General features: G+C 34.6%; 14 protein-coding genes. 3 read left to right on the forward strand and 11 right to left on the reverse strand.

Annotated elements, in window-relative coordinates:
- Nucleotides 1-106 precede the first annotated feature (106 nt).
- On the reverse strand, nucleotides 107-1507 hold the full coding sequence (locus ACWA1F_RS21385) for an alkaline phosphatase (protein WP_456896756.1): 1401 nt from the start codon (nucleotides 1505-1507) through the stop codon (nucleotides 107-109).
- A 146-nt stretch (nucleotides 1508-1653) separates the two neighbouring features.
- Between ACWA1F_RS21385 and ACWA1F_RS21390 the strand changes: the two genes are divergently transcribed.
- Entirely contained in the window at nucleotides 1654-2010 is a 357-nt protein-coding gene (locus ACWA1F_RS21390; protein ID WP_456896758.1) for a hypothetical protein, read from the forward strand.
- Between the two features lie 180 nt (nucleotides 2011-2190).
- Here the strand turns inward: ACWA1F_RS21390 and ACWA1F_RS21395 are convergent, their stop codons facing one another.
- From ACWA1F_RS21395 to ACWA1F_RS21420, 6 genes are all read right to left on the reverse strand, one after another.
- A complete protein-coding gene (locus ACWA1F_RS21395) occupies nucleotides 2191-2889 on the reverse strand; it encodes a CPBP family intramembrane glutamic endopeptidase (protein ID WP_456896760.1) in 699 nt (232 codons plus the stop codon).
- Nucleotides 2890-2965: 76 nt separating this feature from the next.
- Entirely contained in the window at nucleotides 2966-3556 is a 591-nt protein-coding gene (locus tag ACWA1F_RS21400) for a Crp/Fnr family transcriptional regulator (RefSeq protein ID WP_456896762.1), read from the reverse strand.
- A 279-nt stretch (nucleotides 3557-3835) separates the two neighbouring features.
- On the reverse strand, nucleotides 3836-4054 hold the full coding sequence (locus ACWA1F_RS21405) for a hypothetical protein (RefSeq protein WP_456896764.1): 219 nt from the start codon (nucleotides 4052-4054) through the stop codon (nucleotides 3836-3838).
- A 55-nt stretch (nucleotides 4055-4109) separates the two neighbouring features.
- On the reverse strand, nucleotides 4110-4622 hold the full coding sequence (locus ACWA1F_RS21410; RefSeq protein WP_456896766.1) for a PPC domain-containing DNA-binding protein: 513 nt from the start codon (nucleotides 4620-4622) through the stop codon (nucleotides 4110-4112).
- A gap of 181 nt (nucleotides 4623-4803) precedes the next feature.
- Nucleotides 4804-6333: a glycoside hydrolase family protein gene (locus ACWA1F_RS21415; protein ID WP_456896768.1), complete on the reverse strand. Its 1530-nt coding sequence runs from the start codon at nucleotides 6331-6333 to the stop codon at nucleotides 4804-4806.
- A 170-nt stretch (nucleotides 6334-6503) separates the two neighbouring features.
- Complete coding sequence (locus ACWA1F_RS21420; RefSeq protein ID WP_456896770.1) at nucleotides 6504-8684, reverse strand: HAD-IIB family hydrolase; 2181 nt, start codon at nucleotides 8682-8684, stop codon at nucleotides 6504-6506.
- Between the two features lie 151 nt (nucleotides 8685-8835).
- On the opposite strand from ACWA1F_RS21420, the gene ACWA1F_RS21425 reads away from it, so the two are divergent.
- A complete protein-coding gene (locus ACWA1F_RS21425; protein WP_456896772.1) occupies nucleotides 8836-9045 on the forward strand; it encodes a hypothetical protein in 210 nt (69 codons plus the stop codon).
- A 9-nt stretch (nucleotides 9046-9054) separates the two neighbouring features.
- On the opposite strand, the gene ACWA1F_RS21430 is transcribed toward ACWA1F_RS21425, so the two are convergent.
- Complete coding sequence (locus ACWA1F_RS21430; protein WP_456896774.1) at nucleotides 9055-9954, reverse strand: carbohydrate kinase family protein; 900 nt, start codon at nucleotides 9952-9954, stop codon at nucleotides 9055-9057.
- Nucleotides 9955-10220: 266 nt separating this feature from the next.
- Complete coding sequence (locus ACWA1F_RS21435) at nucleotides 10221-10700, reverse strand: hypothetical protein (protein WP_456896776.1); 480 nt, start codon at nucleotides 10698-10700, stop codon at nucleotides 10221-10223.
- Between the two features lie 212 nt (nucleotides 10701-10912).
- Here ACWA1F_RS21435 and ACWA1F_RS21440 point away from each other — a divergent pair, with 212 nt between their 5' ends.
- The gene (locus ACWA1F_RS21440; RefSeq protein WP_456896777.1) at nucleotides 10913-11638 is read left to right on the forward strand and encodes a beta/alpha barrel domain-containing protein; all 726 of its coding nucleotides are present in this window, start codon (nucleotides 10913-10915) and stop codon (nucleotides 11636-11638) included.
- A 209-nt stretch (nucleotides 11639-11847) separates the two neighbouring features.
- On the opposite strand, the gene ACWA1F_RS21445 is transcribed toward ACWA1F_RS21440, so the two are convergent.
- Nucleotides 11848-12657, reverse strand: coding sequence for an SDR family NAD(P)-dependent oxidoreductase (locus ACWA1F_RS21445; RefSeq protein WP_456896779.1), 810 nt, complete (start codon nucleotides 12655-12657; stop codon nucleotides 11848-11850).
- A 70-nt stretch (nucleotides 12658-12727) separates the two neighbouring features.
- On the reverse strand, nucleotides 12728-13315 hold the full coding sequence (locus ACWA1F_RS21450; protein ID WP_456896781.1) for a TetR/AcrR family transcriptional regulator: 588 nt from the start codon (nucleotides 13313-13315) through the stop codon (nucleotides 12728-12730).
- Nucleotides 13316-13463: the final 148 nt, after the last annotated feature.

Raw genomic sequence — 13463 nt, forward strand, 5'->3', positions numbered from 1 at the left:
GAAATGCGAATGATAAATTATGAGTTATGATGTTACGCATATAAAAATTGATTTATATGTTTAAAATTCACAACTCATAACTACATAATTTATAATTCATTAATTTTTAGCTTTCTATCGAAGCTTTTAGCATTAAATAATGCATATCGGTATTTTTTACAAAAGGTTTCAAAAGTTCGCTTCCTGGCCCAAAAGCGGCAAGTTCGACATAATCGCCAGAATGATCCATGCTGATCCAGCCGACATTATTGTGTTTTTTCTGGATTTCTGAATAGGCTTTAAAAGGCAATTTTTTATAATTATACAGTCCGCCTTCTTGTTTTTCGAGTCCCGAATAAAAGTCCAGCAAGTGTTTTGCTTCTTCGTCGGTCAGACTTATTTTGTTGGTTTCAAAAATCCAATCTTTAATTTGCTGCAAATTAAAATCGCTATGAATGGCATTTAAAATGTATTCGTTTGTGTATTTATAATTGGCAATGCTTTTGAAATTCTTTACGGCATCTGCTCCATAAATAAGCCCCGGATTGGCATTGCCATGATCTGTTGTAATAATGACAAGCGTTTCTTTGTCTTTTTCTGCAAAATCTATGACTGCTTTTATAACATCATCAAAAGCCAACTGATCGTGAAGCAATGCCGAAATATCATTGGCATGAGCCGCCCAATCCACTTTTCCGCCTTCAATCATTAAAACAAAACCATTATCATGATCTTTCATTTGGTTAATGGCTGCTGTACTCATTTCGGCAAGAGTCGGCGTATTTTGCAATTCAGCAATATTGGTGCGGTCAATAGAATAGGGAAGTGCGCCCGAAGAAAAAATGCCAAGCGTTTTATTTCCTTTTTTTAAATTATTTAAATCAGCACCATTTTTTAGAATCTGATATCCTTTCTGTTCGTATTTGCTGTAAATATCTTTTTTGTCGGCTCTTTTTGCAGCATTGAAAAACTCATCTCCGCCGCCCATTAAAACATCGATTCCGAGGTCAGCATACATTTCGGCAATTTCAGGCTCTGCATTTCTGCTATCAGAATTCACGCAAAAGCCTGCGGGAGTGGCATGAGTAATGGTAACGGTTGTCACGCAGCCCGCTTTTTTACCCGCATTTTTAAACTTTTGCCAGATCGGAAGGTATTTTTCTCCATTAGCACCAACGTTTAAAACACCATTTTTAACCCGATGTCCTCCTCCAAAAGAAGAACTTGCTGCTGCAGAATCGGTTACTGCGGAACTGGCAGAAGCCGTATCCATTAACGCTCTCGAAACTTTATTTTCGTCATAAAGCGTAATCCAGTTTCCGTTTTTGCCTAAAATATACTGAGAATATAAATTGGCCATTTGTAGCGTGCCAGAACTCATTCCGTCGCTGACCATGAATATAATATTTTTCGCTTTTTTGCTTTTTTTAGAAATAACTTCTGAATTATTTGCAAATAGCACTGATGGACCTAGAGTGAAAAGTCCGGTTAACGCGGTTGAGCCTTTTAAAAATTTACGCCTATTCATTTTTGATTGTTTTTAATGCGATGTAAAGTAAAAATATTTTCCTTACTAACGAAACTTTGTTGCATTAATTTATTGTTGTTTTTTTCTAAATTTGCAGTCTGCTCAAATTCCGAGTTTCGGAATGAGTTATTTAGCATTAAAAATAAATGACAATACAAGATTTAGTTGGAAATTATTCCATTTCAGGAAGCAATCAGGACGAAAGTAATGAGATTACCTACCAAGGTGTTCTGAGCTTAGCTTTAGACAAAAACAACCGTATCAAAGCGGACTGGCTAATCAATTCGCATCAACAAAAAGGAACAGGTTTTTTTAAGGATAATATTCTAGTAATCAATTTCAGCTACAAAGGCGACGATAATAAGACTTATAAAGGTGTTGCGGTTTACAGATGCATCACAAAAGATGTTCTTGATGGTTTTTGGTCAGAGAAACATGGAAATCCGCTTTATTTGGGAAGCGAATATTGTTTGAGAATGGAAACTACTGAGCGATTGAATTAATGAATTTAAACACATAGTTTTATGTCAAGATAACTTTGTCAAAGTTCAAAACTTTGACAAAGTTTACGGCTCAGATCGCTATGTGTATTGATGTGAGTGAAACGCCTTTTTTACGCTATATAATCTATGTTTCTATGTGTTTCAATATTTAACACAAAAGCAAAACAAAATGTGGTTATATTAAGTGGTTTGAGTTGCTACAGTTTTTGTTCTATATTTTCTGTTATAAAGAATGATAAAACCAATCCATATTGCTAATAAAATGGCGATTAAAGTAAGTTCTGTTTCATGAAGGCCGTCACGGAAGAAATTATTTAAAGAATGCACACCAGCAACGGCTAACAATGATCCTGTAGACGAATATACTTTTCCGATTCCCCATGATCCGAAGAAAATGATTCCGAAGAAAATCATATTGCTTGGCGTGGTTTCGAAATTAAGATGCCAAGCAAACCAAAGAACTGCAATAATTAAAATTGAAGTAAATTTAGGAAGTGATTTTAATTGTTCCTGTAGAAAACCTCGCCAGCCAATTTCTTCCAAAAGTCCGTAAGCTAAAACAGTAAACATTAATAAAATTGGAAATTTCCCGATTGTGAAATAGTAAACTGCAGCGATTAAAACAGCTGGTAAAATCCAGTAAACGGCAAAAGGAACAATTGCATTTTTGTATATTCCTTTTAAAGACATTGGGTTGTGAAGAGAAAATATTTTAATGGCAGCCAAAGCGCCCAAAGCGGGACCAGCACCACGAAGCAGAATTACCAAATACGGATTTTCGATTCCAGATAATAAGTTAGTTTTTGTAGCTGCATATCTGCAGATTACAGCAATTACGTAATAAACTAGGATAGCGGCGAAGTTGATTTTATTTTTCATCGTTTTAAATTTGTTTGGTTTAGTGAAGCAAACTTAGTGAGCGAAAATGAAAATAAAATTGACTTTGGGTAAGAAATCATTTTTCCATAACTCTTTTTCGAATTCGGCTTAAACTTTCAGCCGTTAATCCGAGATAGGAAGCAATGATTTTTAGCGGTGTTCTTTGAAAGATTTCTGGACGGCCTTCTATAAGTTTTATATAACGTTCTTGAGGAGAAAGCGTTAAAAGATTAATCTGTTCCTGCTGTTTGCGCACGTAAAGCATTTCAGAAATTGCTTTTCCAATTCGCAAACCTGTTTCAGATCTTTGATACAATTCTTTTAAATCGAGATGCGAAATAGACCAAAGCGTTACATCTTCCAAAGCTTCGGTTTTAATTACAGACGGCTGCTGATTTAAAAAAGACATATAATCGCTTATAAAACTATTTTCGTACAGCAAATTAATGCAAATGTCTCTTTTGCCGTCCCAAACAAATAATCCAGCCGATCCTTTAATGATGATGTTCAGGTATTTTTCGACGCCGTGGTAATCTTTTATAATATCAGATTTATCGAATTCACGCACTTTAATTTTCTCCGAAAAACCTTTCCAGATATTCATGTCGGCGGTAAAATAGTTTTCGAAAATTAGCTTTACCTCTTCTGGAGACGGACTTTGTGGCATTTTATGAAGTATCAGTTTGGAATGCCAATATAAGGTTTATCTCTCAAAATAAAAACAACTGTATCAACTCGTTGCTTCAATTTTTGAAACACATAGAAACATAGATTTTTTTTTATGTCGAAAAGAAGAAAAAAAGAAACTAGTTTCTAACACATAGTTATGCGTCAAGCTAACTTTGTCAAAGTTCAAAACTTTGACAAAGTTCACCGTGAGATAACTATGTGTTTTGATGTGAGTGAAACGCCTTTATGCGTATGCTAAAACTATGTTTCTATGTGTTTAAATTTTATTTTTTGCTATTAAAAGAACCCAAAGAAAAATTGTAAAAGCTAATGTGATAAAAAAATCAAATCTATCAAGTGGTTCAAAAGAATTGAAAATAAATTTAATTCCAATCAAACCAGTACACATTAATAAAAGTCTAAACATCCTTTTCGCAAACAAACGCAAAGTAACTTTAGTGCTATTAGAATTCTGTTCTTTTATAAAATAATTCATTTCAAAAATAATTTTGATGAACTAAAATTACAAAAGTAAATGGAGTCTTTTGAAATTATTTTATACAAGGCAATTGCAAAACATTCGCATTCAGCGGCTGTTCTACTTTTCTTTCCAATTTTTCAGCATTTACTGTAACGTAAATTTCCATAGAACCCGTTCCGACTTTTAGTCCGAGAATGTGACCGCCATAAGCATCAAATTTGTCATCGGTAGCAACGCCATGCATGTGGATTGAAGGTTTGTCACCACTCCAAGCGATTGATCCTGTTATGCTTCCCATTTCGACTTTATTGAATGTTTTAGGATGAAATTTCTTTTCGTTAAAATCATAAAAACCAAAAGTAGCATCTTGCGCAAAACCAATTCCAGTAAAATTGGCCGACGGAATTTTTTGCTCTTTGGCTAATTTTTCAATTAATTCTAAAACATTATCGCCTTCGCGAAGAACCATCAGAAAGCCTTGAGCCGTTTTGGTATAACGGCATTTTTCTGCATCATTTTTCTGTGCTTGCGAAAAATTGAAAACCAAAAGAAATAGTAATGAAGTTGCGATTTTTTTTATCATGGCTGTTGTTTTTGTGTGTAGTTTTTTAACACATAATCCTAAATCTTGTCGTATACGCTGATGAAACGGATTTACTTCGTAAAGACGCAGATAAAAACGAATTTATTTTTAAAAGTATAAAAAAATCAGTTTTATCCGCGTTTTCGTGATAACGAATCCGTGTCATCAGTGTTCCATTCAGTTAGAGTGTTCCCGTACCCTGAACTTGGATAATTCTATTATGATCTTTTTCGTATTTTTCTGGATCAGAAGCGGCATATTCGTTTTCAGGTTCTGGAATGGCGTGAATTTTAGAATCACTTATAGAAATCACAGCCGAACAAACGTAGATTCCGACTTTTCCTTCGCTGTATTTAAAATCCAATAAAGTCAGTTTTACAATATCATTTATCGAAAGTTCGTAATAATTTCCGTAGCGTATGATTTTGAAATAAATCTGTTTTTCTTCACTAATTTCAAACTGATTCGTTTGTATGTTTTGGAATATGAAATTGTTTTTGACATCTTTTTCATTAAATCCCCAAGCTCGAAACTGCACAAAACCATTCATGAAATCAATGGAAATATAATATCCAGTTCCTTCTTTATCGCATTCAATTACAAAACCCGTTTTTCCCATTCCTTCCACAGCAAGCGTTCCTTCCCAAACAAAATCCATTGACGGTTTTTCGAAGCAGTAAATTTCGTAACCGCTACGACAGCCAAAACGCCATTTATTTTCATTTTCCTGTAGAAATTCAGCTGTCGGATTTCCCAGAATGGGCATGGGTTGTGGCAGGTCTTTTTGCTGAATCGTTTTCTGATATAATTTTTCCCAGAAGTAATAGCTTTTTAAACGAAGCCTTCCGCTTTTATCGGTATCCAGTTCTTTTGGCGGCGGAATCACACGATGTGTATTTACATTTCCATCGGCAAAATAGAAGTTGTAAACCAAATAATGCTTTCCTTCTTTTACCACTCTCGCCGCATAATTTCCCTGAGGCATTAAAACGTTATTATGAAAAGCGCAATATTCGCCCCTAAATTCTGGAGCCGACCAATAACGGACTTTAATATCTTCTCGAATGGAACCTAAAAGATAATGTGTTCCCTTAATTTCGAAAACGCACGGACATTCCACATCGTCATATACGTACGGAATATGAAGCGGTTTTTGCAGTACAAAACCTTCTTTTTCTCTTTTGGCAACACCAATACAGCCTCTGCGGTATGTTGGTCCAGAGGCACTTCGGGCACAGATTAATAGATAATCTTCGCCTTTGTATTGGTATTTAAAAGGATCTCTAAAACTAATCCATTGTCTGGGATTATTGTTTTGCCCTTCATAATGTGGCGCTTCACTTTTAAAAGGAAGTCCGTATAGATTTTCTTTTTTCCAAGTAATTAAATCGGTCGAAACGGCTCTTCCTACTTTTTGTTCTATTCCTTTATCCTGACGCTTCAAACCAGTATAATACATTTCATAACCTTCGCCATCCGATTTTTTGCTTACGTGCATCGTCCAAAGCATGTCATCGTCCCATTCGCCTGGATCGCCTACAAATAAGGCATTTTTTACTCGTTTCCACGAAAGACCATCTTTTGAAACTGCATGAGCAATATAATCGTGATTGGGAATAATTAAATGAAATAAATGATGAATTCCTTTTTCATCTATAAATACATCAACATCTCCAATTTCCCAGTTGCTAAATCCTGAACCTGAATACATTTTATTATTTATTTTAAACTGTTAGTATATTTTTTTTAGCCACGAATTCACGAATTTTTAAAACTTTAAAAATTGGCAAAAATTCGTGTAATTCGTTTTTTTTAATCCAACAGGCATAGTATTTTTGAAATAAAATTCGTGAATTCGTGGCTATTCAACTGCTAAACTTTTTACTTAATAATTTTATAATGTTTTAAGCCTTCTAAAATTCCTTCTGAAGCTGACGTTTTAGCGACGTAAATGCTTTTTGTGGTTTCGTAAGCCAAAAGTTCTGCGCTTCTGTTTCCGACAATAATTCCTTTTACAGGACCTCTAAACATATCAACATCATTTCCAGAATCTCCTGCGGCGACTACATTTCCTAACGGAATAGACCATTTTCGGCATAAAAACTTAATTGCATTTCCTTTGGAAGCACGTTTCGGAATAAAATCCAAAAATTGCCCGTGACTCGGAATGATATTTACTTTATACCATTCTTTTCCAAGAACCTCAATTAGTTCATCGTGATCGTAATGTTCTGCTTCATAATAATAGGAGATTTTATACGGATTTTGAGCTTCATCTTCTTGAAGTTTAATCCATTTTACGGCTTTTAATTTATTGACAATTTCGTCTCTTTTCCATCTTCCCGAAAGGAATTTTGCCCAGCCTTTATCTAGAATATAATCTTCTCCATTGGTGTAATAAATTTCGGTTCCGACAGAACAGATAATAAAGTCCGGCAGGGGAAATTCTTCTTCATCGATTACTTTTTTAACTAAAGCTAAATTTCGTCCAGAAGCCATTGCAAAAGCCATTTTATCGGTACGATTGGTTAAATGCGATTTTAATTCTTTCAGACCTGGATTTAAAAGTTTAGGTTCTATTAAAGTTCCGTCAATATCTGAAACCAATAAATGATCGATTTTACGTTTTAATCGGCTGATATTGATATTAGGATAATGCTGTTTTTTGATTCCCGCACCAGAGGAAAGCGATAGATTTTCTTTTACTAAATCAACATACTGATTAACGTGGCTAACCCAGCTGTAATGTTTCTGAATATTGATGGCGCCGTTGTTCGAATAATATTTCCACTGATTTTCATCGGTTAGAATGTTTCGAAGCGCTTTTTTAATTTGGCTTTCTTCTTGCGGATTTACTAATTCTCCGTTCTGACAAACAGGAATAATTTCCGATGGTCCGCCGTTCTTGGTCACGACAACAGGAAGCCCCGAACTAGCTGATTCAATTACGGTCAGGCCGAAGTTTTCATGCAAAGCCAAATTCACAAAAACACCTCTTTTCTCTGCCGCATAACGATAGATAATCGAAACTTCATTTTCCACATCATGTTTCTTCGGAATAGCCATTTTTCCGTACAAATCGTATTTGTCCATTAGCAGAAGCAAATCAGTCAGAACATTTTTTTCCGATTCTGGCATCTTTGCAATGTCTTTACGAATTCCGGCAAAAATAACGAGGTTGGCAATGCTTTGAAGCTCTTTATCTTTTCCGTAAACGTCAATTAAAGTATGCAGATTTTTGTGTCTGTCTGGTCTCGAAAGTGCCAGAATAATAGGCTTATGCGGATTAGTTAAGAATTTAGAAATGGTTTCGGCAACCCAATATTTTCGTTGCGCTTCTTCCATATGTTTGTCCGAATCATTTTCCTGATAATAATACGGAACAAATTTTCTAGTATCAATTCCTGGAGAAATAGCGTGGTATTTTCCGAGTTCAAAATTTTTATATGCTTTGTAGGTTTCAATTTCCTGTTCGGTAGAAGTTACAATGAATTCTGCGAGTTCTAAGGTTTTTTCTTCGGCAGCAATTCGGGCTTTAAATTTGAATTTTTTTTCTAGTTCTTCTTCTGTTTCTCCGCTTTCGATTAGTTTTTTCTTTTTGTAAAAACCTAAAGAATGTCCCGTATGGGCGAAAGGTATATTTAAAACGGCAGATAATTCGGCTGCGGCGTATCCCGCATCACCATAATGAGAGTGAATCCAATCGGGGAAAATATTATGCTGTTTGATGTGCTGCATCGCTCCATTCACGAAAGTGTCTAGGCCTTCCCAAAGCTGTTCTTTTGCCTTATATTTTTTTCCGAGAAATGGAATTCGGCGTATGTCTAATTTGTCATTGATAACTTCTACAGGCACCGCATATTCGGGAGAAAGAGCGGGATCATCAATTAATCGGGTAAAAAGATGCACATGCTCTACATCTTCGTGCTGGGATAAAAATTCGGCTAATTCGTAAATGTATTTGGTCTGTCCTCCGTTGTCGGCATCCCGTCCAATTTCTAGACCAGAACCTTTTAGGAGTCCGTGTATATTGATAAGTGAAATTCGTAATTTTTTCATCATTTTTCCTTAATTATATGAAAATGCAAGTTACAGCGCCCACATCGATTAAGAAGAAATAATTCCATTTTAAATTTACATAGTTCCCATGTTTTTAGGTTGAAGATGGTGTTTATAGTGTAAATGTGATGTCTATTAAAAATTTATATGAATAATGGAATATTCAATTGCCTCCAGCTTTAGCTGGAGGTTTGAATTTCAATTTGTGAATGGCTTTAGCCAAAATTGCGATTTGGCTAAAGCCTTGTTGTTAAAAAAAACTGTACCTCCAGCTAAAGCTGGAGGCAATTCATTAAAAATAATAAACCCGACAAGTTTTAAAAACCTGTCGGGTTTCGATGTATATTTTGATGGATATATTTAAAATATATTTTTAATTTTTATTAATCAGATTCTCAATATCCAAAATTGAAATTTCAGGATTTCCGCCTGCTGATCCCGCTACCAAAGCTCCCGTTGCACAAGCAAAATTTAAAGCAGCCTGCGGTTCTTTTCCATTTAGAAGAGAAGTGATTAAAGCTCCCAGAAATGAATCTCCTGCACCAACAGTATCTTGAACTTTTACCGTATAACCTTCATTTTCATAAAGATGTTTGTCCCATAATAATAGTGCACCATCTTTTCCTCTTGTAACGCAGATTGCTGTGGCATTGGTTAAAGAGCAGATAAAATTCATATTTTCTTCTAAAGTAGTATAGGGAGAATCAAAAGCAGCGCTGATTTCGGTTAGTTCTTCATCATTAAATTTAATGAAATTAGCAGATTGCATTAGGTGCTGCAACGTTTCATAATCGTAATGCGGTTTTCGCAGATTGACATCAAAAACTTTATAGGTGTGTGTGTGGAGCAGTTCGTCTAGTGCTTCTCTCGAAACTTGATCTCTGCAAACCAAACTTCCGTAGATTAAAACATCTGAGTTTACGACTAATTCTCTCGCTTCTTCGTTCAGCATAATTTTGTCCCAAGCAGAAGGATAGAGAATTTCATAAGTAGCCGATTTGCTTTCGTCTAAAGTTACGTTTACCAATCCTGTTGGGAAATCATCAGATTGTAGAATCGTATTGGTTTCTAAGCCTAATTTATTGACTTCGTTTATAATCGCTTTTCCATCTTCATCATTTCCTACACAGCTAATCATATTAGAATCAACGCCTAGAGCTTTCATTCGAAGAGCCACATTTAAAGGCGCTCCGCCAATTTTTTTCTCATTTTCAAAAATATCCCAAAGTACTTCTCCGAAAGCGACAGCTTTTAGTTTTTTGTCGTGGCTCATTTTAATTTTTTTCTCGTTTTAAAACATTAAATCGGATAAAAAGTGGTTCTCCGATTTTATAAAAATAGAAAAGATTGACGGTTTATGCAACCCGTTTTTTATTAAGAAACGATTCCTTAACTTACAATGGATTAAAATTTAAGTAGTAAAATACTGAAAATTAGATATTTGGTTTCTAATGGTTTTATTATCGATCTACACCAGTTTTAAAAAGCGAAAAGCACAAAATCTGTATGGTTTTGCGCTTTTATTGTTTTTTGGAAGTATTATTTTATCTCCAACTGCACTTCAAATTTCCCCACATAAGGATTATCGGCCATTTGAGAATGCCCAATAACTAAAATATAATCTCCTTTCTGTTCCAGTTTTTTTTCTAAATCCATACCAAATGGCCCGTCTGAAGATTTATCCGGAGCTATGATTTGATTAAAGCGAATGTTTCCGCCTTCAGGAAGTACGATTTTTGCTTTCAGGTTTGCAGAATTTTCGTTTTTAAATTTTATGTAAACTTTCGAAGTAGCAGAACTCAAAGTTCCTTCAGCTGTATATAAGCCTTTGTCATTTTTTACATTCATAAAAATGGTGTCTCCTTCTTGCATGTTTTTTTCAACAAGTGGATCTTTCTCGGTGACTTTAAGTTGCTCTGTGGTGTCTTGAGCAGTTTCTAAAGAATTATCGATTTTATTTTCTTTTTTTCCGCACGAAAGACAGAAAATACAAAAAAAGAGAAGGGTTAGATTTTTCATAATTGAGATTTTTAATGTAAAGTCAAATTTAATTGGTTTCTAATCGAATTCCGTTACATAATAATTATAAGAATTTGCATTTAAAAGTTTCGATTTTTCATTTCACTACAAATTTTCCTTAACTCATTACAAGATGTAATTTTTCTAATTTATATTATAAAAATAATAAATTTCAATCTCCTAAATTTGGTCATAATACAAAATAAACGGCCATGGAAATCAATTTAATTACAGAATCAATTTGGGAGAATAAAAGGAAAATTTCTTTCTGGGAAAGATTATTCAGAAGAAATAAAGCCCAAGAGAAAGAGCTAACTACGCCAGAAATTATAAATAAAAATTGTGATGGATTGCAATTTGGGAATCATAATGTAAAATCATTTTTGTTTTCTACCGATATGGCGCTTATCGAAAACAACGACGCCGATGCAATTTTGGCTGTTTATCCTTTTCCGCCTTCGCCAAAAATCATTAAAACACTAATTGAATTTGCAGGGAAACCTATTGTCTGTGGCGTAGGAGGAGGGAAAACAAAAGGCAAAAAGTCTTTAGAAATGGCTATTTATGCGGAAGAAGCCGGAGCGGCAGGAATTATAGTAAATGTTCCGTTTGAAAATAAGGATATCAAAAAAATCAGAGAGAAAGTCGCAATACCAATTATATCAACAGTTACTACTTCTAATTATAAATTTTTAAAAGAAAGAATCGAAGCAGGAGTAACTATTTTCCATGTTTCAGGCGGAGCGAACACAAATGAAATTGTAAAAGAAATAACAGCTCAATTTCCTGATTTTCCTGTAATGGCAACTGGCGGTAAAAATTTGGAAAGCATTAATGAATCGATAAATTCTGGTTCTAAAGCAATTGTACTTTCGCCGCCGTCCAATAAGGATTTGTTTAAAACTGTAATGGATAAGTATAGAAAGACTTTTGGTTGATTTTTTAATTAGATAATTAGGTAATTCGTCAATTAGATAATTTGAATCAAAATAGAAAATAGAAAATAGAATTCAATCTTTTGGGAATTTTTAAGATTCGAAGATTAAACATAGCCCAAGGTTTCAACTTGGGTACACAAACAGAAGAAATTCCTTCTCGTACTCAAAGATGAAACCTTGGGCTATATTTGAATTGAAAATGTGATTAATTATCCATGAGCTTCAACAGAAACATCATTCCATTTTTCCCAGCTTTCTAAGCGTTGTTCGTAGCTTTGTTTTACGAATGGAAGCGCCACTTTTCCTAATAGTAATCGTAACGGCGGATTTTCGTTTTCAACAAGATTTACAATTATTGGAGCTGTAGCTTCAACTTTTCCGAAGATATTTTCTCTTTCGGCTTGCGCTTTTTTAATTTCGTCGTAATACGGTAAACTTTCGCTGGCAATTCCAGTATGCCAAATGTTCGATGCGTAACCATTTGGTTCTAATAAAGTTACTTTGATTCCGAATTGTTTTACTTCTGAAGCTAAAGTTTCGCTCAAACCTTCGATCGCAAATTTAGAAGCGCTGTAAAGTCCCATTGCAGTTGGCAAAGTCGCCAAACCTAAAATAGAAGAAACCTGAATAATATGTCCGCTTTTTTGTTCTCTCATAATTGGAAGCACGGCTTGCGTTAACCATAAAGTTCCGAAAAAGTTAGTTTCAAACTGTTCTCTGGCTTCGCTTTCGCTTGCTTCTTCTACAGCACCTGTAAGCGCATAACCAGCATTATTAATCAAAACGTCAATAGTTCCGAAATGATGTTTTACTTTCTGAACTACTTCTAGAGATTCCTCTCTTTTGTTTACATCTAATGCTAAAGGCAGAATAGATTTTCCATATTTTTCTTTAAGGTCGTTTAAAGTTTCTAAATTTCTGGCCGTAGCTGCTACATTGTATCCTTTTGCTAAAAATGCTTCGGTCCAAGCTCTCCCGAATCCTTTTGATGCTCCTGTAATTAAAATTGTTTTTGACATTGTATTTGTTTTTTATAATTATTAATAAATTTAAAATATGACCAATCGGTCATTTTTATGGTAAAAAAAATTACAGCTTTCTTTCAGCAATAATTTTTTTGAGTGATTGTACTATGGTTTTCATGCTGTCATTATTGCCAGACATTCTAGACATTAAATGTCCGCCTTCCAGCATGGCGAAAAGGACAGTTGCAAATTCTGCCGCATCCCAATTTGGATCAAATTCTTTATTTTCGATTCCTTTTTCTATAATAGAAGTCAAAAGATGCTGTCCGCGTTTGATCACGTTGTTTACTTTTTCTTTCACAATAGGATTGGTGTCATCGGCTTCTGTACCAAAATTTAGTAATGGACAACCGCCAGTAACCGGTGGATTTAACGGATTACTGAAAAAATCGATATAAGCAAAAAGCTGTTCTTCAGCAGTTTTTCCCTGAGTTACTTCTGCCTGAAGCTTGCTGTTCAGCAATTTCATATTATGATCTACAGCGGCGCAAGCCAAAACGTCTTTGTTTTCAAAATGAACGTACATGCTTCCTTTAGACAATTTGGTTGCCTCCATAATATCGCTCATAGAAGTGGCTGCAATTCCTTTTGTGTTAAAAATAGGAGCGGCTTTTTCTATAATGAACTGTCTGGTTTCTTCACCTTTTGTCATGATACATTGTATTTACGATGCAAATATATGACCGATTGGTCATTTCTGCAAATGTTTTACTATTTTTTTTCAATTTAATTTTTTACTTCAAATAAAAATCTCTTGAAAATCCTTTAAAATTAAGGGCTTCAAGAGATTTTTTTTTTAA

Source organism: Flavobacterium erigeronis (assembly GCF_054075165.1).